The 22,791-nt window shown below is 43.7% G+C and carries 18 protein-coding genes; 8 read left to right on the top strand and 10 right to left on the bottom strand.

Going from position 1 to position 22,791, the window contains the following annotated elements; translation table 11 throughout:
• Positions 1–90: 90 nt before the first annotated feature.
• The 6 genes from F0265_RS22865 to F0265_RS22840 all read right to left on the bottom strand — a co-directional run bounded on the left by F0265_RS22865 (position 91) and on the right by F0265_RS22840 (position 7,255).
• Entirely contained in the window at positions 91–309 is a 219-nt protein-coding gene (locus F0265_RS22865) for a DUF2835 domain-containing protein (RefSeq protein ID WP_171750459.1), read from the bottom strand.
• A gap of 96 nt (positions 310–405) precedes the next feature.
• On the bottom strand, positions 406–3,012 hold the full coding sequence (gene pepN, locus F0265_RS22860; RefSeq protein WP_171750458.1) for an aminopeptidase N: 2,607 nt from the start codon (positions 3,010–3,012) through the stop codon (positions 406–408).
• A 227-nt stretch (positions 3,013–3,239) separates the two neighbouring features.
• Complete coding sequence (locus F0265_RS22855; protein WP_171750457.1) at positions 3,240–3,902, bottom strand: hypothetical protein; 663 nt, start codon at positions 3,900–3,902, stop codon at positions 3,240–3,242.
• 139 nt (positions 3,903–4,041) lie between these two features.
• The gene (gene prc, locus F0265_RS22850) at positions 4,042–6,036 is read right to left on the bottom strand and encodes a carboxy terminal-processing peptidase (protein ID WP_171750456.1); all 1,995 of its coding nucleotides are present in this window, start codon (positions 6,034–6,036) and stop codon (positions 4,042–4,044) included.
• Positions 6,037–6,053: 17 nt separating this feature from the next.
• A complete protein-coding gene (gene proQ / locus F0265_RS22845; RefSeq protein WP_006962136.1) occupies positions 6,054–6,683 on the bottom strand; it encodes an RNA chaperone ProQ in 630 nt (209 codons plus the stop codon).
• Between the two features lie 98 nt (positions 6,684–6,781).
• A complete protein-coding gene (locus tag F0265_RS22840; protein WP_171750455.1) occupies positions 6,782–7,255 on the bottom strand; it encodes a GAF domain-containing protein in 474 nt (157 codons plus the stop codon).
• An 88-nt stretch (positions 7,256–7,343) separates the two neighbouring features.
• Here F0265_RS22840 and F0265_RS22835 point away from each other — a divergent pair, with 88 nt between their 5' ends.
• From F0265_RS22835 to rsmF, 4 genes are all read left to right on the top strand, one after another.
• Positions 7,344–9,140, top strand: a complete 1,797-nt coding sequence (locus F0265_RS22835) for an ABC transporter ATP-binding protein (protein ID WP_171750454.1) — start codon at positions 7,344–7,346, stop codon at positions 9,138–9,140.
• Positions 9,141–9,173: 33 nt separating this feature from the next.
• Positions 9,174–10,445, top strand: a complete 1,272-nt coding sequence (locus tag F0265_RS22830) for a paraquat-inducible protein A (protein WP_171750453.1) — start codon at positions 9,174–9,176, stop codon at positions 10,443–10,445.
• Positions 10,438–13,071 carry an MlaD family protein gene (locus F0265_RS22825; RefSeq protein WP_171750452.1) on the top strand — a complete coding sequence of 878 codons (2,634 nt, stop codon included), beginning with the start codon at positions 10,438–10,440 and terminating at the stop codon, positions 13,069–13,071. The genes F0265_RS22830 and F0265_RS22825 overlap by 8 nt, the downstream gene beginning before the upstream one ends.
• Before the next feature lie 91 nt (positions 13,072–13,162).
• Complete coding sequence (gene rsmF, locus F0265_RS22820) at positions 13,163–14,587, top strand: 16S rRNA (cytosine(1407)-C(5))-methyltransferase RsmF (RefSeq protein WP_171750451.1); 1,425 nt, start codon at positions 13,163–13,165, stop codon at positions 14,585–14,587.
• 170 nt (positions 14,588–14,757) lie between these two features.
• On the opposite strand, the gene F0265_RS22815 is transcribed toward rsmF, so the two are convergent.
• On the bottom strand, positions 14,758–15,594 hold the full coding sequence (locus F0265_RS22815; RefSeq protein ID WP_171750450.1) for a S1-like domain-containing RNA-binding protein: 837 nt from the start codon (positions 15,592–15,594) through the stop codon (positions 14,758–14,760).
• An 89-nt stretch (positions 15,595–15,683) separates the two neighbouring features.
• Here F0265_RS22815 and F0265_RS22810 point away from each other — a divergent pair, with 89 nt between their 5' ends.
• Positions 15,684–17,069, top strand: a complete 1,386-nt coding sequence (locus F0265_RS22810; protein WP_171750449.1) for a hypothetical protein — start codon at positions 15,684–15,686, stop codon at positions 17,067–17,069.
• Here F0265_RS22810 and F0265_RS22805 read toward each other — a convergent pair.
• On the bottom strand, positions 17,038–17,517 hold the full coding sequence (locus F0265_RS22805; RefSeq protein ID WP_019276483.1) for a DUF4442 domain-containing protein: 480 nt from the start codon (positions 17,515–17,517) through the stop codon (positions 17,038–17,040). The genes F0265_RS22810 and F0265_RS22805 overlap by 32 nt on opposite strands.
• A 116-nt stretch (positions 17,518–17,633) precedes the next feature.
• Positions 17,634–18,521 (bottom strand): putative PEP-binding protein, encoded by an 888-nt coding sequence (locus F0265_RS22800; RefSeq protein WP_171750448.1) that lies wholly within the window; start codon positions 18,519–18,521, stop codon positions 17,634–17,636.
• Between the two features lie 210 nt (positions 18,522–18,731).
• On the opposite strand from F0265_RS22800, the gene F0265_RS22795 reads away from it, so the two are divergent.
• Together F0265_RS22795 and F0265_RS22790 are read left to right on the top strand one after the other, a co-directional pair.
• Complete coding sequence (locus tag F0265_RS22795; RefSeq protein WP_171750447.1) at positions 18,732–19,784, top strand: 3-deoxy-7-phosphoheptulonate synthase; 1,053 nt, start codon at positions 18,732–18,734, stop codon at positions 19,782–19,784.
• A gap of 18 nt (positions 19,785–19,802) precedes the next feature.
• The gene (locus F0265_RS22790; RefSeq protein ID WP_019276936.1) at positions 19,803–20,288 is read left to right on the top strand and encodes a YajQ family cyclic di-GMP-binding protein; all 486 of its coding nucleotides are present in this window, start codon (positions 19,803–19,805) and stop codon (positions 20,286–20,288) included.
• Between the two features lie 74 nt (positions 20,289–20,362).
• On the opposite strand, the gene F0265_RS22785 is transcribed toward F0265_RS22790, so the two are convergent.
• Entirely contained in the window at positions 20,363–21,298 is a 936-nt protein-coding gene (locus F0265_RS22785; protein WP_065740179.1) for an NAD(P)-dependent oxidoreductase, read from the bottom strand.
• 462 nt (positions 21,299–21,760) lie between these two features.
• Here F0265_RS22785 and F0265_RS22780 point away from each other — a divergent pair, with 462 nt between their 5' ends.
• The gene (locus F0265_RS22780) at positions 21,761–22,789 is read left to right on the top strand and encodes an amino acid ABC transporter substrate-binding protein (protein WP_171750446.1); all 1,029 of its coding nucleotides are present in this window, start codon (positions 21,761–21,763) and stop codon (positions 22,787–22,789) included.
• Positions 22,790–22,791 lie beyond the last annotated feature (2 nt).

Raw genomic sequence — 22,791 nt, 5'->3', positions numbered from 1 at the left:
ATAAATAGTTAATTCTTTTAGGAGTGGTAGGAGGTGAAATGTTCGATAATGTGACTAAGGCACTATTTAAACTCCTATAAAATCAGTTGCTCACAGAACTTCTAACTTAAGAAACTTGTTATTTTGGTCAGTTGTTAAACGAAAACGCCCCTTAAGGCCAATTTGACTAAGAAAAGGTCTGAATCTTGATGCAGGCAATTGTAGGCGTAAACCATTGTCTGTCACCACTAAAATGTTGCTCGCCGCCCCATTGTAATGAGCGAGAAAAGATTGATATGAGATGTTGAGTGAAAAGTAGTACTGATTCATTTTCTTTGATTAAAAAAGTAACGATTTTATCACGCGCAGAAAAACACTGTGTAAATAAACAGTAGCACTATAAAGTGCTACTGTTTCGCTCAGCGATTACGCTTCCAAAGCTTTGTTGACCTTCTCAAATAGGTCTTTTGCTAAGTTGTCCATCGATTTGAGTGCTTCAAGCTCTGCTCTAATCAGAGCTTGGCGCTCTTCATCATACTTACGGAACTTAAGCAATGGATCAATCAGGCGCGAAGCGACTTGTGGGTTACTGCTGTTTAGTTCTTTCAGAATCTCACCTGCGAACTTGTACCCCTCACCTGACTTAGCGTGGAACCGCACTGGGTTCATATTCAGGAAAGATCCAACGAGGCTACGAGTTCGGTTCGGGTTTTTCAAACTGAACGCTTCATGACTCATCGTATCCTTGATTACATCCAAGACGTTATTGGCTGGGTTAGTACCTTGCAGCGCAAACCACTTGTCCATAACCAGGCCATCATGCTTCCACTTGTCACTGTAGTCTGACATCAGTGTTTCGCGGCATGCTAGTTGCGCACTATTCGCAGCACTCATTGCGGCAATGGTGTCTGTCATGTTGTTCGCATCGAAATACTGCTTCTCTGCTAACTCATTCCCTTGTTCCGTGTATGCTAGATAAGCTAAAGCAGTGTTACGTAAAGAGCGCTTGCCGATCGCTGGGTGATCGATCGTGTATTCAACCTGCTTCAAGCTGTGATAAAGCGCGCCAAACTCATCTTCTAGCTCAGCAGCCAGCTTCACTTTGATAGATTTAAGCACTTTAGCAACGGCATCAACATCTACTTGTTTGTACCAGCCGGATACTTCATTGTGGTTTGGCAATGCCATCATCTCAGCAATAAATGCTGGCTCAAGCTTGTCTGACAATAAGACACCTCGGAAGGCATCAATCAGCGCTGGAGACAGTTCAACATCTTGACCACTTTGTACTGCTTCAACGTTGCTACGAATGTATTTTGCTAGCAGCATTTGACCAGCATCCCAACGAGCAAACTCGTTACGCGCATGCACCATCAGGAAAATCAGTTCTTCATCGCTGTAATCGTACTCAAGGACTACCGGTGCAGAAAACTCACGTAGCAAAGACGGTACTGGTTGCTCAGATACGTTTTCAAACACGAAGGTTTGCTCCGCTTCTGTAACGTTAAGAACACTTTCAACTTTTTTACCGTTACATTGTAACTCAATGACATCACCATTTTCCGCGTACAACTCAACATCAAACGGAATATGAAGCGGCTGTTTTTCTTGTTGCTCATGAGTCGGTTCAGTGCGTTGAGAAACCGTCAGAGAATACGTTTGTGCTGCTGAATCATACTCACTTGTAACGGATACCGTTGGTGTACCTGATTGGCTGTACCATAGGCGGAATTGTTTCAGGTCAACACCAGATGCATCTTCCATAGCTGCAACAAAATCTTCACAGGTTGCCGCCGTGCCATCATGGCGCTCAAAGTAAAGCTTCATACCCTTCTGGAAACCTTCTTCTCCCAGCAGTGTATGCATCATTCGGATAACTTCACTGCCCTTTTCGTATACCGTTAAAGTATAGAAGTTATTCATTTCTATAACTTTTTCAGGACGAATTGGATGAGACATAGGGCTCGCATCTTCTGCGAATTGAGGACCACGAATAATTCTTACGTTGTTAATACGATTCACCGCTCGTGAACCTAAATCCGACGAAAACTCCTGATCGCGGAATACAGTAAGGCCTTCTTTCAAGCTCAATTGGAACCAGTCTCGACAAGTGACTCGGTTGCCTGTCCAGTTGTGAAAGTACTCATGACCAATGACCGCTTCGATACCTAGGTAGTCTGTATCAGTTGCCGTTTGCTCATTTGCCAAAACAAATTTAGAGTTAAAGATGTTAAGACCTTTGTTTTCCATTGCGCCCATGTTGAAGAAATCAACAGCAACAATCATGTAGATATCAAGGTCATACTCTAGACCAAAGCGCTCTTCATCCCACTTCATTGAGTTGATAAGAGACGTCATTGCATGTGGTGCGCGATCAAGGTTACCTTTATCGACAAAGATTTCTAACGCCACATCACGGCCAGATTTAGTCACATACTTATCGCGAAGGACATCAAAATCCCCAGCAACAAGCGCAAATAGATACGCTGGTTTTGGGTGCGGGTCTTGCCACTGAACCCAATGACGGCCACCTTCCAACTCTCCTTCTGCAATACGGTTACCGTTGCTCAGTAAGAATGGATAATCCGCTTTATCTGCGATCACTTTCGTTGTGTATTTCGCTAACACATCCGGGCGATCCATGTAGTAAGTGATTCGACGGAAGCCTTCCGCTTCACATTGAGTACAGAAAGCGCCGCCAGATTTATACAAACCTTCCAAAGCTGTGTTTTCTTCGGGATTAATTTCAGTGACGATTTTCAGTTCGAACGTCTCAGGCAGTGCGGAAATCTCTAGCGCACCTTCCTTTTCTTCAAACCTTGTCCAAACTTCACCGTTAACAGAGACACTAACCAGTTTAAGACTTTCACCTTCCAGTTGAAGCGTTGTGTATTCTTTTAACTGCTTAACTTGAGAAACAGCCGTTACGATTGTCGCTGTATCATGGAGATCGAAAGTTAAGTCGATGTCGGAAATAGTATGGGATGGTGAGGTGTAATCTTTGCGATATTTGGCTTGAGGTGTTTGAGCCATGTCGAAATCCTTCTGACTAGATGTAATACATTGTGCTTGTGTCTATTTGAGACACTTATTAAATAGGTGGTTGTTTGCAAACGCTGATAATTTTATTTTGAGCTAGCTTAACCCCAGACAATTAAAAAAACGAGGTATTATGTCTAAATACCTCGCTTTTACCCTACTGTGGCGAATAAATTCAAACTATACGTCTAAATACTCACCTCTATTTGTTGAATGTTATGTCACCTGACCCGGTTCAGCACGGCGTAGAGTGCTCCTTCTTCCATTTCCAGAGTGAGGATATCACTGTTCAAACTGTATTTTGTTTCATGCTCACCGTTTTCATAGAGCAACACTAAATGCTCTCCTTCGGTGTAGTACACACCTTTGTGAATAGCTTCGTCGCCTTCCTCGTTACTGACTCTAAACATAAATACAAAGTCAGGCTGCAAAATCAAATCCATTCGCTGCACTTCACTGGCCACCATCTCATGACCACTCAACTGAGCACTTGACCACATACCTGCAAGCGAATTGGATAAGGCTTTTGTGAACACCACACCGTTGAGGTTCAGCATATTATGATTACTGCTGTAGTTGTAAATTTGCGGCTCGGAGGTATTCAAACCGAGAATTAATGTATCTTCATTCGCGGCGTAAAGTCCCTCCCAGTGATCGACCGAGTAATCGCGTTTTTGAATGTCGATCTTGAAACTGTAGTTAGAGTCGAGGCTCAGTTTGATGGCTAGAAAATTCTCTTCAGATTGCTCAGGGTTTGGGTTAACCAAATACCAGTCACCGAGCAGGAATGGCTGGTCGAATTGAGTTAAATCGCTGTTATCTCTGGTTTCACTCGCGAACACAGAAACGCTAAAACAAGTCAGTAGAATTCCAATCCATCTCATAGCGCACCCCTCACTCTTTTCTTTAAGCTTAGGAGCGGAAATCTGATTAAGCGAAATTTTTTGATCTATATCACGTTAATTATTGATATAAAAAAAGCGAGCCGTTACTTGGCCCGCTTTTTAATTCCTTTATTTTCAGCTACTTAATCATATCAACCATGATAGCTACGGATTCATCCAGATACGCATCTGGAGCTTCGTAGTCTTTTGGCACATCATCGAGAGATGCAAATGCTTTCTCTCCGTGAGATTTTTGTCTCAGATTGATACGAGCTAAGCGATCATCATCCGCCTTATCGCTTTCCTCTTTGCGAACTTTTTCGTTAAGAGATAGTGAGTTATCGTCCTTCTCAGCTTTATACTTTTCGATATCTTCAGCAATAAACTGGAATTCCAGATCGTTAGCGATTCTAGCTTGGTGCTCGCTATTAAGCTTAGTGATCAGTTTTTCGTTACGCTGTAACACTTCATATTTTGCTTTATCGATGCTATCCCAAGGCAGTGCATTATCTTCAACACTCTCACCTGTTTCGCTAGGCTCAATTGGCGTTGGGTAGGCAATGTCAGGTGCAACACCTTTATTTTGCGTACTGCCACCATCGATACGATAAAACTTCTGAATTGTGTACTGAACGTAACCTAACTCTTTATCAAATAAATCATAGATATGATTTAACGAACGGTGTTGCTGAACCGTCCCTTTACCAAAAGAGTTTTCGCCAAGAATAATCGCGCGGCCATAGTCCTGCATAGCGGCAGCGAAGATTTCTGAAGCTGATGCACTGTAGCGGTTAATCAATACCGTCATCGGTCCGTCGTAGCTGATCTTGCCGTCGGTATCACTATTTACATTGACCCGACCATAGCTGTCACGGACTTGAACCACCGGCCCGCTAGTAATAAAGAGACCAGATAGAGCCGTCGCTTCTGTTAACGCACCACCACCATTATTACGCAAGTCGACAATAATGCCATCAACACCTTGGCCTTTCAGATCGGTAATCAACTTATCCGTATCTTTTGCGAGACCAACGTAAAAGCTTGGTACTTCCAATACGCCAATCTTCTTACCATCTTTTTCAATGACTTCAGATTTAACAGCGCGGTCTTCAAGACGAATTTTGTCTCGAATAATGGTGATGACTTCCGCTTTCGCATCTTTACCTTCAGGCAAGATCTGCAGATTAACCTTGGTCCCTTTCGGGCCTTTAATCAACTGAACGACATCATCCAATCGCCAGCCAATGACATCAACAATATCTTCACCGTCCTGGCCGACACCAATAATGCGGTCACCTTCAGCTAATTGCTTACTCTTAGATGCAGGGCCACCAGCAACCAATGAGCGAATTACGGTGTAATCGTCTGTCATTTGAAGTACGGCACCAATACCTTCCAGTGAAAGGTTCATTTCCGTCTGGAATTGATCAGCACTTCTTGGAGATAGATAGCTGGTATGTGGGTCCACTTCACGAGCAAACGCATTCATATACAGTTGGAATGCATCTTCATTGTGAGTTTGACTCAGACGTTTCAAAGCATTGTTATAACGCTTACCTAAGACGTCTTTGATCTCTTCCCAATCTTTACCCGTCAGTTTGAGGTTCAGCGCATCATACTTAACACGCTTTCTCCAAAGTTCATCTAACTCCGCCGTATCTTTTGGCCAAGCTGCTTCACTTCGGTCAAGTTCAATACTCTCATCAGTATCAAACTTCATTTCCTTATCAAGCAAAGACAGTGCGTAGACAAATCGTTCGTAGCGGCGCTTCATCGACAAGTTGTAAATATCAAAAGCAATCTGGTTGTCACCAGACTTTAGCTGGTCATCGATACCAGCCGCCCACTTGTTAAATGAGTCGATATCGGCTTGCGTGAAAACGTTACGATTGAAATCAAGAGACTCAACATAGCGTTGGAATATCGCCTGAGAGAATTGATCGTTGAGTGTGAAGTGTTTGTAGTGAGAACGAGTGAAGCGTGAGGTAACGCGTTTACTTGCTGTCGCATGCTGGGCTTCGGGAGCTAAGACGGGTAAGTCTTCGAGAGTAATTTTCGCTTCAAGAGCGTTTGCTGACGAAGCTGCCAGCCAGAGGCTAGCAGCAATCAGCGACAATTTTGAACGGCATTTCATGCGTAGGAGTATCTCCTTTATGCGCGCAGGTGCTCCGCTTTCACAACCATTTGCAGGCCGTTAGACAGTTGAACACGCACATCTTCCTTATTGATTTCAACGATAGTCGCAGCCATGTTTCCTTTGCCCATATTTACGTTTACTTGATTACCGATTGTAATTTCATCAGCATTCAGAGCGCGCGTTTCTACTGGCTTACTGGCTTTCTGTGCTTTGTTTTGTTGTGGGCGACGGCTTTGTGGCTTTTTGTTAGCCGGCTTAGCTTTCGCTTTACCTTCTTCACGAGCTTTTTGAGCTTGCTCTTTACGACGAGCTTGCACTTTAGCCTTGCTTTCAGCTAGCGCTGTTTTTGCGTGTTCAACATGCTCTTCTTCCAGATCACCTGCTGAGTTGCCATCTAGGTCAACACGAGTCGCACCCGGCTTAACACCGTGTAGGTAACGCCATGAAGAAGTGTATTGTCTTAACGCTGCACGAAGCTGAGTTTTACTCACTTTTGGATCGTCGCTTAGACGTTCCGCAAGATCTTGAAAAATACCAATTTTAAGTGGTTTTGCTTCACCTTCTAAAGTAAAGCACTTAGGGAAACATTCAGCAATATATGCAATCACTTCTTTGCTGTTTTTTAACTTTTCAGTGTTTTCCATGAGGAGTCCTGGTTAGTGCGGCTTGTCCGCGAGCATTAAGATAAATATTTCAGGTATTATAGTGACCTGCAAGCGAAAAACCACACTCAATATGGAAATTATGCACTGATAGCGTGTGAATTAAACAGCTTTTCCACTTCGCTCATCAAAAACGTCAAACCTTCTTCATCTATTTCACTAAATCGACCCACTTTTGGGCTGTCAATATCGAGTACACCAACAATTTGGCCATTAATGCTAAATGGAATGACGATCTCGGAATTACTGGCGGCATCACATGCGATATGTCCTTCAAACTGATGGACGTCGTAAATGCGTTGCACCGTATTGGTTGCCACGGCCGTTCCACATACGCCACGACCAACCGGAATTCTCACGCACGCAGGTTGCCCCTGAAATGGGCCAAGAACCAGTTCCCCTTCTTTCATTAGATAGAAACCCACCCAATTAAGTTCCTCAAGCTCCATATTTAAAAGAGCACTTAGGTTCGACAAATTGGCGATAAGGTCTTTTTCTGACTCTAAAAGTGCAACAGCTTGCTTGGTTAAGCGGTGGTAATGTTCTATTTTCATATTGACTTCCATTTGAAAATTAGAGACTTCCATCATGAATCAACGTACAATCGTCCGTAAACTCTAAATAGTAAGCATTCTCATTATAATGTCTGATAACCCCAACACTATTAGCCGTTCTTGGCTGATAACTCAAGTAAAAAAGCACAAGTCGAAACTTGTTCTCGCCAACATCATCGCGCTTTTCGCAACGCTCGTCAGTGTACCCATCCCTCTTTTAATGCCTTTAATGGTCGATGAAGTCCTACTTGACAAGCCTGCAACGGGCCTTGAGTTAATGGATAAAGTGTTGCCTGTTTCAATGCAGACACCAACCGGTTATATATTCCTTACCCTGCTTCTCGTTATTCTGATGCGAACCGTGAGCCAAGGTTTAAATATCCTGCAGGGACGTCAGTTTACTCTCGTATCCAAAACGATTACGTATCAGATGCGCAGCAAGATGATCGACAAATTAGGTCGCATCAGTATCAGACAATACGAAACGCGTGGAAGCGGCGGTATCAATGCTCACTTGATTACCGATGTAGAAACCATTGACCAGTTTATTGGTACCACTCTAAGTAAATTCCTCATTAGTTTGCTAACGGTCATCGGTACAGCTGGTGTTCTGCTTTGGCTGGAGTGGCGTCTCGGCTTGTTCATCCTTTTGGTCAATCCCATTGTTATTTACTTCTCTCGAAAGCTGGGCAGTAAAGTAAAACATCTTAAAAAACGCGAGAACCAATCTTTTGAACGTTTCCAAAATCGTCTTGTTGAAACCTTAGACGGCATCTACCAACTACGCGCAGCCAATCGTGAGCGGGAATTTCTTAGCGAATTAAAGCAACAGGCCAATCAGGTTCGTGTAGACGCTGATAAATACGCGTGGCAATCCGAAGCTGCTGGACGAGTCTCTTTTCTTCTATTCCTGCTTGGTTTTGAATTGTTCCGTGCTGTTGCCATGTTAATGGTCTTGTTCAGTGACTTAACCATCGGTCAAATATTTGCTGTTTTTGGCTACCTATGGTTTATGTTGGGCCCAGTGCAAGAGTTACTTGGTATTCAGTTTTCTTGGTACAGCGCAAAAGCGGCAATGGGACGTATCAACGCCCTACTCGACTTGGAAGAAGAGCACCGCCCAGTGAGTAAAATCAACCCGTTTACAATGGATAGAGAAGTCGACGTCAAGATTGAAAACATTGATTTTTCTTATAATGAAGAAAGCAAAGTACTCAATAATCTAAACTTGAATATTCCAGCTGGAAAGAAAGTTGCATTGGTTGGAGCAAGTGGTGGCGGAAAATCGACGCTCATCCAGTTGCTCATTGGTGTATATCGACAGGATTCAGGTATCATTCGTTTCAATGGTGAGACAACAGATGATATCAGTTATGACGTAATACGTGATCAAATTGCCGTTGTATTACAACAACCTATACTATTCAATGACAGTTTAAGGCATAATCTGACGCTCGGCTCTGACTATGACGATTTACAATTGTGGCGAGCACTTGAAATTGCTCAAATGCAGGATGTCATTAGTCAGTTAAGTGACGGTTTAGATACACAAATTGGCCGAAACGGCATTCGATTGTCCGGCGGTCAAAGGCAGCGACTTGCTATTGCAAGAATGGTTCTTAGCGATCCTAAGTTTGTCATTCTCGATGAAGCAACGTCTGCGTTAGATACGGCGACCGAAGCAGCACTGCATAAAGCGCTGACAGAGTTTTTGAATGGGCGTACAACCTTAATCGTTGCTCATCGACTGTCTGCCGTTAAACAGGCTGATTTGATCTACGTTTTAGAAGATGGACAAGTAACACAGGCAGGCACTCATGTTGAGTTGGTTAAACAAGAAGGTTTATACCAAACGCTTTATGGAAGCGTTCAATCGCACGCCTGAGATCCCGTTATTGCATGAAGTTCGGAGGGTGATATGAGCCCTCCAAAATTAACATCCCACCTTTCTGAACCGTCCCATGTCAGGCTATGCCATGGGTGTGAACTCCCAATAGATACTGTCAGCGTCGAACGGGGCAAAAGCGCTTATTGTCCTCGTTGTGGAAGCAAGTTATATCGTGGAGGTACGCCTTCATTGTCCGGCAACCTCGCCATTGCCATTACTTGTCTCTTACTCTTCATACCTTCTCATTTCTTTGACTTTATTAGTATTCGCCTATTTGGCGTCATGATTCCAGCGACCTTACCTTCTGGCGTTTTCACGCTATTTGATGAAGGTTTTGTCTTCTTATCTATATTGATCATTTTTTGCAGCTCTATCGCACCCTTACTAGTCAGCGGTTCGGTCCTAACTGCTCACGCTGCGCTAAAGCAACGTAACTTTCCGTTACTCAAATATTCGCTTTATACGATTCAACACCTCAAAAACTGGGTGATGATCGATGTATTTCTCGTCAGTGTTGCTATCTCCTGCTTTAAATTGCAGGACTATTCCGACATATACGTGGGCGTCGGTTTATATGGTTTGGTTCTGTTGCAGATCGCGACAGTCATGCTTGTCACACGAGTGAGTGTGCGTCGCTATTGGGAAGCGTACGAGTCTGAACGTTCTTATCATTTCAAAGAAAAACAGCTCCACTGCCACCATTGTCATCTTTCTCAGCCGGAAGGAACAGAGTGTGTTCGGTGCCATAAACCCATTTATCACCGTAAGCCTCGTTCCATACAAGTGACTTGGGCTTATCTTGTTGCCGCTACAATTGCCATTTTTCCGGCAAACCTCATCCCAATATCGATTCTAATTACCAATGGACAAAGGCTTGAAGACACCATTTTTTCCGGCGTTGCTTCACTGGTAAAGAATGGTATGCCAGGCATTGCGGTCATTATATTCGTAGCGAGTATTGTCGTTCCCGTCGCCAAAATCATCGGTTTGGCGTACTTATTGCTCGCGATCCAATTCAAGCGCAAAGTATTTCATCGTCAGAGAATGATCATCTATTTTGTTATTAAATGGATAGGACGTTGGTCCATGATGGATTTGTTTGTTATTTCTATCATGATGACCTTAGTCGATCGCGGCCAGATACTCGACTTTACTCCAGGGTATGGGGCGGTTGCGTTTGGAATCGTTGTTGTATTGACTATGCTAGCGGCAGAAAGTATTGACCCAAGACTGTTGTGGGACAATTACCCAGATTCAGCTAAGAGCAAATCAGAGAAAAGAGAAGAACCTTTAAATGACTAATTCATCTTCTAATCAGCCTTCATACTCACCGGACGTTAAGCGCAATAAAGGTGTGTCACCGCTGTGGTTATTACCTGTGTTGACCATGGTGCTCGCAGGTTGGTTAGTTATTAAGGCGATTAACGACGCCGGTCAGCGAATTCAGATCTACTTCTCTGATGCTCAGGGCTTAGTTGCAGGTCGAACTACCATTCGCTATCAGGGTCTCGAAGTCGGCATGGTACGTGATATTAACTTGGCTGAAGATCTTGAGAGTATTTATGTCGAAGCAGATATCTACCCAGAAGCCGCCAAATTGCTTTCAAAAGAAACTCGCTTCTGGATGGTAAAACCGACCGCTAGCCTTTCAGGGATTTCAGGCTTAGACGCACTGGTTTCCGGTAACTACATTGCAATACAGCCCAGTGATAACCCAGCGGAACCCGAAACAAAGTTTACTGCGCTTGAACGAGCTCCTTCAGATATTCTTGCGAATGAGGGGCTAAACATCACCCTACGAGCGGAAGATCTCGGTGGTATTTCTGTTGGCTCACAAATAGTCTATCGTAAAATTCCAATTGGTGAAGTCTATAGCTATCAACTTGACGGCCAAGGTAAAAATGTCCTCATTCAGGCCTCAATTCACGATGAATATCGAAAGGTCATTACCGACGAAAGTCGATTCTGGAATGTCAGCGGTATCGGCGCCAATATTGGCTTTGAAGGGGTTGATGTCAGATTAGAGAGTTTAAGTGCCCTGATTGGGGGCTCTATTGCCGTTGACTCGCCAGACGGCGGTGAACCCGTTGCCGATAATACTCGCTTTAAACTCTATCCCGATCTAAAAACTGCGGGTCGTGGTATACCAATTAAAATCACCCTGCCAGACGACAATCAAATCAGCCCGACTGGCGCCCCTATCATGTATCGAGGAATCGAAATCGGTCAGATCACTGATTTACAGCTCAGCAATGGGCGAAAAGAGATTGTCGCCTCTGCCGCCATTCAGCCAGCTTTCTCAGACATGCTGACGAGCGGAAGTAACTTTATCCTCGAAGAAGCGAAAGTTTCTCTTTCTGGCGTAGAAAATCTAACAAACTTGGTAAAAGGTAATTTCCTTACTCTGGTTCCAGGAAAAGGCGATCGCTCTCGCTATTTCTCCGCTATTCGCAAAGAACAGTTTAATAAACAACAAGCTAAATCTGTGGCCCTAACTCTGGTTGCTGACAATTCTTTCGGACTTGGAGCTGGAGCTAACGTCCTCTATCGAGGCATCACCGTCGGTGAAGTAACGAAAGTATCGCTCAAAGGTGAGAAGGTAAACTTGGACGTTCTGGTGGATAAGACCTACGCCGAGTTGATTAAATCACAGAACCGATTCTTCGTCACAGGTAGCGCTACCGCTGAGCTGACCGAATCCGGTCTGAACATCAATGTTCCGCCCGCACAGCAGCTTCTAACAGGTTCAATCAGCTTTGTTAGCGAGGGTTCTGACAATCCTAGAGAGCAATACACACTGTACCCGAGTAAGTCTCTAGCAGAATTGGCGAAATATAATATGTCTGGCTCAGAAAGTATTACACTGTTTGCTAACGAGCTCCCCCCTATCAGCAAAGGCGGCCCGCTACTTTATCGTAACCTGCAAGTGGGTAGCATTTCCGATTTCCACCTTGTTGATGGTGGCGTGATCATTACCGCGAGTATTGAAAATCAATACAAGCACCTTGTTACTGATCAAACTGTCTTTTGGAATCGTTCCGGCGTTGAAGTGGATGCGAGCCTAGCTGGTATCAGTGTTAAGGCTGCGCCTTTGAAATCACTCATTCAAGGTGGTATTGCTTTCGATTCTTTGCCTGGCGTCGAAAACAAGCAAAATGACAAGTGGCTACTCTATCAAGATTTCAAAACTGCACGAAAGTTTGGCCATGTCATTACGCTCAATGCTGAGGGTGAGAACAATATTACCAAAGGAACAGCGGTTAAATACAATGGCGTAAAAGTAGGTGAAGTCACGCTTGTCATACCTGATTTTAAGCGTGAGCGTGTTGAAATTAAACTGCGAGTGCTGCCTGAGTATGCAGACAAGCTGGCGACCGAAGGTAGCTACTTCTGGGTTGCTCAAGCGACTATTGGCTTGAATGGCGTGAAGAATCTTCAGAACCTTCTCACTCAAACTATTAACGTAGTCCCTGGGGAAGGTAAAGCTCAGCATGCTTTCCATCTTAATAAAGAAGAGAGAGATAATCAGGGGGTATCCTTCACCCTACAAAGCGAGTCTCGTGGCTCAGTCGCTAAAGGCACACCTATACTCTATAGAGAAATTGAAGTGGGTAAAGTGACTAATGTGGAACTCGGAGAGTTTGCTGATCGCGTTGTCTCGACCATCTCTATCCAACCTAGATACGCTTATCTTGTAAGACAAAATAGCATTTTCTGGAACACTTCAGGTGTCGATGTTTCCATCGGTTTGGGTGGCGCCAACATCAAAGCAGGAACCATAGACAGTATTGTGAGAGGCGGAATCACCTTTTCAACTCCTGAGAACAGTCAGCTTCAACCTATAGCCCAGCCTGGTCAGTCTTTCTTCCTCTATCCAACGCCAGAGGAGAGTTGGAAGACATGGCGCACCGCTATTCCGAAACCATAAATAACATTAGGCTTTCAAACGCAGCGATTTCGCTGCGTTTTGTTTTTCAATCCGCTATAATTCCGGCCCCTGTAAAAACTGAGATAGAACTTTGCATCAGAACGTCTACTTACCCGAAGAATTTTTGAAAGAAATGGAAGCCATTCTTCCTGACGGCCTCAATATGGAAGACTTTGTCGCCGCGTGTCAACGTCCGCTCCGTAAAAGTATTCGCGTAAACACGTTGAAGATTTCTGTCTCAGAGTTTACTCAGCGAGCTCAAGAAAAAGGCTGGCAACTGTCACCTGTACCATGGTGTGAAGAAGGGTTTTGGATCGATGCCGACGAATCAGAAACCCCACTAGGCAACACAGCAGAACACATGTCCGGCTTGTTCTATATTCAAGAAGCCAGCTCAATGATGCCTGTGTCTGCCTTGTTTCAGGATCAGAATGACGACTTCCTCAGTGTGCTCGACATGGCAGCTGCACCGGGTTCAAAAACCACTCAAATTGCGGCGAAAATGGATAACTTAGGTGTGCTGGTCGCGAATGAATTCTCATCGAGCAGAGTCAAGGTCTTGCACGCCAATATTGAACGCTGTGGTGTTCGCAACGCTGCGCTGAGTAATTACGATGGTCGAGTCTTTGGCGGCTGGCTGCCAGAACAGTTTGACGCTGTCTTGATTGATGCTCCTTGCTCAGGTGAAGGCACAGTGCGTAAAGACGCAGATGCGATGAAAAACTGGAGCAAAGATTCCGTTTTATCCATTGCTGACACCCAGAAGGATCTAATAGAAAGCGCGTTTTACGCACTTAAGCCTGGCGGTGTTATGGTTTATTCAACGTGTACATTAAGCATCGAAGAAAACCAACAAGTCTGTTTACACTTGAAAGAACAATTTGGCGATCTCGTAGAATTTGAGCCTCTGGATTCTCTCTTCCCCGAATCAGAGAAAGCGTTAACCGAGGAAGGCTTCCTGCACATTTTCCCTCAAATGTATGATTGTGAAGGTTTCTTTGTCGCCAGAATGAAAAAGCTTGGCTCTACTGAAGCACCACAAGTGAAAAAGCGCCTAGGCAAATTCCCATTCGAAAAAGCATCGAACAAAGTTCATCAAGAAATCAGTAAACAGCTGCGTGACAGTTTAGATATCGAGCTTCCCAAAGATTCAGGAGTTTGGATGCGCGACAATGATGTCTGGCTCTTCCCTAACGCACTAGAATCTATGCTCGGTGAATTTCGCTTCTCAAGAATGGGGATTAAAATCGCGGAAGCTCATAAAAAAGGCTACAGATGGCAGCATCAGGTCGCGACAGCGTTAGCCACTGGTCACGAGTCGAACTGCGTCACACTTTCTATAGATGATGCCCGTGAATGGTTTATGGGTAGAGACGTTCGACCAGAGAACCAATCAGGTAAAGGTGAAGTGATTGTTAAACTTGGTAACGATGTGATTGGACTAGGAAAATGGGTTGGTAACCGAGTGAAGAATGGTCTGCCTAGAGAGCTAGTACGAGATAAAAATCTATTCTAAACCGCAAAATATTAGTAGGAAATACCAGAGTTACCTAGCGAAACTGTGATGATGTACTACACTTTATCTAATGATAAATCATCGAATATCAATCAGTTAGCGCAGGCTCTGTAAGAGCCCTTCCCCTAGGCCCAAAGCTATATCCGCTTCGGGCCTTTTTTTGACTTCAATTACGAAGCAATGCGAATACCATCTTTTTCTATCGTAATTTTTCCTTGCTTATACAGGCCACCGATTGTTTTCTTGAATGTACCTTTACTGGTACGAAACGCAGCAAAAATACTTTCTGGTGATGATTTGTCATTCAGAGGAAGAAAGCCGCCTTTCTTTTCAAGAAGATCCAATACTTTCTGACTCAAGTCATCCATCTTAGCAACGCCGATTTTCTGTAAAGAAAGGTCCACTTTGCCATCTTCGCGAATGCCCTTGATGTACCCTTTGAGTCGTTTACCGACAAACAATTTACCAAAGACGTCGGATTTGAAGATCATTCCCCAGTGCTGGCCTTCCACAATTGCTTTGTAACCTAAGTCACTGCGTTCAGCGATGATGAGTTCGACTTGTTGGTTACGTTGGTAATTAGCAGGCGTTTTGTCCAACAGCTTATTAAACTTAGTGGTACCGACAATTCGCCCCGACGCCTTGTCGGTATAGACGTATACCAGCACATTCTGGCCTGCTTTAAAGTGCGTGCGTTGCTCACTGAATGGGATAAGCAGATCTTTGCCTTTGATTCCCCAGTCAGCAAAAGCGCCAGTGCTGTTTACGCCTTCGATTGTCATCAACCCCCACTCACCGACTTGAGCGATTGGAGTTTCAGTGGTTGCAACCAGCTGATTGTCAGAATCGAAGTACAAAAATGCATCGACAAACTGGCCTACTTCTGTTCCTTCTGGGACAAAGCGATTAGGTAATAAGCTTGTTCCGAAATCACCTGCATCGAGAAATACGCCAAAATCTGCTTTTTTTACTACTTCTAAGTGGTTTATCTGACCAACTTTAATCATTTCAACTGTCTCTTGCTAAATTTGCGGTGATTATACCGAAACTCTGTTATGCTTTCGCCAGATAATTAGAATTTTTTCAGGAGTACTCATTGCTCACCGTTGATAAGCAGGACGGCATCACTCTCAAGATTTCCCACGCTATGGCTTCGTCTAAAAAGTCAGATCTCGACCTCTATTTTTTCATCCCTGGCGAACTCGGCCTAACACCAGATGTACTCAAAGAGAGCGAGATTTACTACGAGTCGATCATTCAAAAAAGAGCCTACTTCAGTGACAAAACCCTGCTTCCACTCGTACACAGTCGATTGGCGAAACGGGGCCGCCTTTCATCAACGCAGTACCGTGTAAGTTTGAGTTTGTTCGCCTATCAGTATGTGATTGCTTTAGACAAAGCAGTGAATGAACTGAACAAACACAATTCCGATGTCATCACGACTGAAGAAGTGGATGAGGTGATTGAACTTGCCTTAGATATCCTGAAAAAGCTAAGACGTAGTATTCCTTACGAAGAGAGCCTAAAGCGCTACTATGCCAACATCGACAATTACCTGTCTTGGTACACGGGCCAACGTTTTATGTCTCTTATCGCCCATATGCCACGTGATAGTGACTATAAGACGATCAAAGATCGGCTGTTAGCTATCGTCGAAAAAGAAGCGGCACACCGTAAGCTCAATAACTACAACTCGAAAAGTGTACGTGACGACGTAACGCGACTCAGTAACAAAATGAGATTGCTACGCCGTTTGATTGAGCACCCAGTTGTATTAAACGCAAAAACTCAGTCGCTCGGCAAAAATATGAAGCGTGTTGTCAAAGGCTCGGCTACGGGTTTTGTTATGGTTTTCGTTACCATTACCGCCATTCTAGCGCGAGATTATTGGGGTGAAATCACAGTCTCTTTCATCATTCTGATGTCGTTTGTCTACGCTTTGCGTGAGATTTTTAAAGATGATCTTCGCGATGTGATGTGGCGGTGGATACGCAAAGGGCGACCTAAGTGGCGTAAATATTACCTAGACCCGACCACAAACAAAGCGGTTGGGCAGAAGCTTGAGTGGCTGGATTATAAAAATCTACTCAAATTGCCTGATCGTATTCAGCTAATACGTAAAAAGCGCGTTGTACAGCGGGAAGAACAGATCCTTCACTATCGCTCAGAAACAGAGATGTCGACCTCTAAGTTTATGAGTGGTTATGAAGAAACTCGCGAATCCATGATGTTGAGCATGCGACCATTTATGCGTTTGATGGACAAGGGTTCAAACAAGGTTTACACGCTGAATAATAGCCAAGTCAGTAAAGAATCTGTGGAGAAACGTCATTTGATAAATCTCATTGCCAGAGAAGACAATCACAATGACAAACCCAATTATTATCGTTGGAAGATTGTACTCAACAGAAACAAAATTGTAGCCATTGAACAGATGGAAGTGGATGACATTAGCCACCCATTCTCTTCAATGACAGAGTAAGTTGGAACTCTGCCATCGGCTCGTCACCATGTAAGCTTGGACAGATGGCGGTGATCTTCACTGGCTGATTAATTCGCTCTCCGGATTCCAGTGTTTCATCCAACATTTTGTCAATGAGCGCCCCATCGTTGCACACAAAGTGGACGTCCCCTTCTGGTCTTTTAAGAAATTGCCCATCAACGGCTTTAAAGGCCAGAGACACTTTATGGCCTCTGTCTTGAGCTTTACTCATCGCCATAAAACCACCTGCCACATCGGCACCAATCGCCAGCACACCAAAGTACATACTATTGAGATGGTTCTTCGTCTTTCTTTTTAGCGGTATTTTGATTTCGACTGAATCAGAATCCAGTTTGAGTATTTTAGGCCGGCACAACCAAATCAATGGTACTTTGAAAAATCCGAAAAGTTTGAGGTATAAATTGGCTTTAGCAAGTGGGGAGAGCATTTCACTGGTCCGACATGTTGTTATGTATTTCTTTAGTTCATAACGAACAAAGGTTAATGTCAACATTTTGTTAACATCAACCTTTTGAAGTTATAGCAAAGTCACCTATTTTTTGGTTACACCGTCACAACAACTTGAATATAAGTATGCTCAAGAACATATTCTTGTATTTTATTGTAGCTAGCGAGTCCACTACTCACGACCAATGCTGGCTTATTACTGTGATTTGCCGCTTTTACAGCCATATCAATAAGGTCGATTACAGCTTCGCTCTGAGGATCGAAAAGATGCTCCAATTCCTCATTGAGCCTGTCGACACCAAGTGTAAACTGAGTGAGATTCTCTAGGTTGATAACTAAGCCGTCAAAGTAATGCAATAAGCGCTCTGAGAGCAGCGCTGCGGAAGGTACGTCAACGGTATACAAAACCTTCAACCCGTTTAAACCTCTTGGCAGCCCCTGCTCTGCCAGTAAATCAATGATCTTTGCTGCATCAGACAGTGCTCGGACAAAAGGCACAACAATCTCAACGTGAACACCCTGCTCCTGCAACGCCTTGATAACCTGACACTCTAGAGCGAATGCAGAACTAAACTTCGTTTGAGCATAGCGAGATACACCGCGTAACCCTAATGCTGGGTTGATTTCTTGTGCTTCAGCTTTCCCACCGAGAAGTGAGCTCAACTCATAACTATCAGCATTACCTAAAGCGACACGCACAGATTGATGGTTGGGCTTCACCGACTGCATAATTCGTTCAGTTAACGTGGCAACGAAATGTTCTTCCATCGAAACTTCGCCAAGTATCGCGTCAATAGAGCTGAGTTCAACGTCACTCAGAGTGGACTCAACATTTTTATAGCATGGGTGGTAGAAAATATTTTCTGTGACTAAATCGGAAAGAGAAACAAAGAGGTGCGTGCTTTCTGGTGACAATTCCTCACCCGGTATCGCATCACCTAAATTAAGTTCTGAATGCAATTCACCTGAAGTATTAATGCTCATTACTGCTCCGTGCATTTTATTGTTTGATTCTTTCCTGAACATACCGACAGAACCAAAGTAAAACAAGCCCGAAGAGCATTTTTAGTAACTATAAATGAATAATATTTCACTCACTATAGGTAGACACACTAAGAATGCAGATAAGAGGTTTATTCCTACTGACGTTTCCGTTATCTTTACCGCTTCGCAATAAAAAGAACAGGCTATTGTATGCCACTCAAAACCGATGAATTAAGAACCCAGCCACTGGGTCCGATGCCGACTCCGGCAGAGCTTGGAAGCGCCCACCCAATTACGGACGATGTAGCGGAACGCATCGCTGAATCTCGCCGTCAAATTGAAAAAATTCTTATAGGGGAAGATGATCGCTTATTGGTGATTGTCGGCCCATGTTCTGTACACGATACCGACGCTGCTCTTGACTACGCTAAACGCCTGTCTGACATCCAAGAGCAACACAAAGACGAATTGTTTGTCGTAATGCGTACGTATTTTGAAAAACCTCGTACTGTAGTTGGCTGGAAAGGCCTGATCACAGACCCAAACCTTGATGGTTCTTATGCACTTGAGACGGGCCTTAACAAAGCACGTAAGCTACTGCTAGACATCAACAAGCTAGGTCTTGCGACAGCAACTGAATTCCTCGACATGATTACTGGTCAGTACATTGCAGACCTAATCACTTGGGGTGCGATTGGCGCACGTACAACTGAGTCTCAGATTCACCGTGAAATGGCGTCAGCGCTTTCTTGCCCTGTAGGTTTTAAGAACGGTACAAACGGCAACATTAAAATTGCGATTGATGCGATTCGCGCTTCTAAAGCCTCTCATTACTTCTATTCACCGGACAAAAATGGTCGCATGACTGTTTATCGCACAAGCGGTAACCCGTATGGCCACGTTATCCTTCGTGGTGGTGACAAAGGGCCAAACTTTGATGCTGAATCCGTAGAAGCCGCATGCAAACAGCTGGCTGAATTCGATTTACCGCAACGCCTTGTGGTTGATTTCAGCCATGCGAACTGTCAAAAACAGCACCGTAAACAACTAGACGTTGCGAAAAACATTTGCGAACAGATCACATCAGGCAAAAATCAGATTGCGGGAATCATGGCTGAGAGCTTTATCCTAGAAGGCAATCAACCAATGAAAGACATCAACAACCTGACTTATGGACAGTCAATTACTGATCCATGCCTGAGCTGGGAAGATACTGCTGAAATGCTAGACCTGTTAGCAAATGCAGTAAAAACACGCGGTTAAACAAGAGGAAATTGAGCAATGCCATCTTTTGATATTGTATCTGAAATCGATACTGTTGAGCTTCGTAATGCAGTGGATAACGCGTCTCGCGAACTGTCGACTCGCTTTGATTTTCGTGGCGTCGAAGCGTCATTTGAAATGCAGAAAGATGAGTCGGTAAGGCTAAATGCAGAGGGTGATTTCCAGTTAAAGCAAATGCGTGACATTCTGCGTTCACACCTGACTAAACGAGGTGTTGATGTAAATGCTATGGAAGCAAAAGGCGAAGAAGCATCAGGAAAAAAATGGCACCAGTTTGTCGTGTTCAAACAAGGTATTGATACGCCGACAGCGAAAAAAGTCGTTAAAGCGATTAAGGATGCCAAGCTTAAAGTTCAAGCCTCTATACAAGGCGAGAAAGTCCGTGTTACGGGTAAAAAGCGCGATGATCTTCAAGCAACCATTGCGATGATTCGTGAAGCGGATCTAGGACAACCATTTCAGTATGAGAACTTCCGCGATTAAGTTCATTGGAAGGCCATAAATACCAATAAACCCGCGTGATGCGGGTTTATTTTTTGCTTTCTATATTGGTGATATCAAATACGACCGAGCCTGATATGCAGATCGCCATTTTTCAACAAGTTAAATTGCGATGATTCTGGAGCAATAAAGACCACTACTCTTAGGTTGCTCTCTTTAGCTTCAAGTAGTTTTTTCGATAAGTCTACATCATCAGCGTATTCTAGCCGTTCTGCATCTCGTCGAATTAAGTCCACATACTCAAACGGGCAATCCTTACTGTAAAAAGCCACTTCGGCTTTTTGCATTAACCTCAGTGCCTTTATTGGCAATAACTCAACATCACTACCAAAATCGATCCAAGTAATGCTTCCTTGCTCTTCAGTACCCGCGTTCAGGGTGTTTTGATAAACCTCTTCTAGCTCATTGCGCTCAGAAGCCAAATCTATCCTTGGATCATCAAAGAAGGATTCCCAAAATTTGCGTCTTAAATCCACAGACGGTAAATGCTGTTTAATGTCATTTCTTTTTGAAGCGCCAAAGTCAGCGAGTAACGACAAGTTTTGAGGCAAGGTTGCTTCGAGCTTTTCACGAATATTGCGAACCAATACGGGCGATGCCCCCCCACTTGAAATCGCTATCTGAATGCGACCTCGATTGATCATTGAAGGGGTAATAAAATCACAATAAGGTTGGTCATCGACGACATTAACTAACAAGCCAAGTGCTTTAGCATCATGATAGACACGATGGTTTAGCTGAGGGTTATCAGTGGTTGCCCATACTTGAACATATTTTTGATCAAGCAAGTCATCCGTATAAAAATTCTGAACCCAGAAACAGTCACCTGACTCCACTAAGTTTTGTAAATACGTATCAATTTTGGGTGACACAATCGTTACATGCGCACCAGCCCTGACTAGGCTGTCCACTTTACGACAAGCGACCTCTCCTCCTCCAACAACCAAAACTGGTTTATCGGCAAGATTCATAAATAGAGGAAAATACTGCATTTCATTCCTTGAACAATTCAACAACCTATAACAGTAGATACTACCAAAAATGGGGCGTATGTATAAACCCAACAATGACAAACGTATAATTTATCACCAAATTTAATACTATTTATAGAATTATATGTTATTCCTTATCAATTGTTCGAAATGTAAATATTGTGTAAATACTAACTTATAGTGAGTCTCGGCTTTTGCACCATTAGTGTGAACTCTTGCACTATTTACATTCGATTAACATTTCGTCATTCTAATTACAGATCGGGTTTGTGAGTTCTATCAAAAATCTTTTTAAATTATACATTTGAGAATTCACCAATCCTTTCCTACGCTTATAAATGGTTGATTTATATACAACTCAAAAGTTGAGAGATCAGCCAATAACTATTGAAACACAACACTTTTTAATTCGTTGTATCAGGTGTTACCTGGTTTAACATGGATCATACAGGAAGGATACAAATGGCGAACAAACTAACACTTCTTGCTTCAGTAGTAGCTGCTTCGACTGCTCTTATGTCTACGAGCGCTTCTGCAGCAGATAGCACTCTGGATAAAGTGACTAAGCAGGGTTTCCTAACTTGTGGTGTAAGTACTGGTCTACCAGGATTCTCTAACCCTAACTCAAAGGGTGAATGGGAAGGCATCGACGTGGAATACTGTCAAGCTCTTGCATCTGCAGTACTTGGTGACAAATCAAAAGTTAAGTATGTGCCTTTAACCGCTAAAGAACGTTTCACCGCTCTACAATCGGGTGAAATTGACGTTTTATCTCGTAACACAACATGGACACTTCACCGCGACACGGCTCTGGGTCTGAACTTTGTAGGCGTTAACTACTACGATGGTCAGGGCTTTATGGTTAAGAAAGATCTTGGCCTTACAAGTGCAAATGAACTCGATGGTGCATCGGTTTGTGTTCAGTCTGGTACAACGACAGAGCTAAACCTAGCTGACTACTTCCGTAACAATGGTATGTCATACAAGCCTGTAGTATTTGATACAGCAGCTCAAACTTCAAAAGGTTTCGATGCGGGTCGTTGTGACGTGCTAACTACCGACCAATCTGGTCTGTATGCTCTTCGCTTAAACCTTCAGGATCCTAGCTCAGCTCAAGTACTACCAGAAATCATTTCTAAAGAGCCTCTAGGCCCTGTTGTACGTCAAGGTGACGATCAATGGTTCAACATTGCCAAGTGGACACTTGCAGCGATGGTGAACGCAGAAGAGTACGGCATTTCCTCTAAAAATGCGGATGAGATGCTAAAATCTAAAGATCCAAACGTGAAACGTATTTTGGGTGTGGATGGTCCTAAAGGTAAAGGCCTAGGTATCCGTGACGACTGGGGTTACCAAGTTATTAAGCAAGTAGGTAACTACGGTGAAAGTTTCGAACGTACTGTAGGTAAGGGTTCTCCACTACAAATCTCACGTGGTGTAAATGCACTATGGAATGCGGGCGGCTTTATGTACGCTCCACCAATCCGTTAAGC

Source organism: Vibrio sp. RE88, assembly GCF_013113835.1.
Classification (GTDB): domain Bacteria; phylum Pseudomonadota; class Gammaproteobacteria; order Enterobacterales; family Vibrionaceae; genus Vibrio.
The sequence above is the reverse complement of the archived record's forward strand: the minus strand, read 5'-3'. Positions and strand labels throughout refer to the sequence as shown.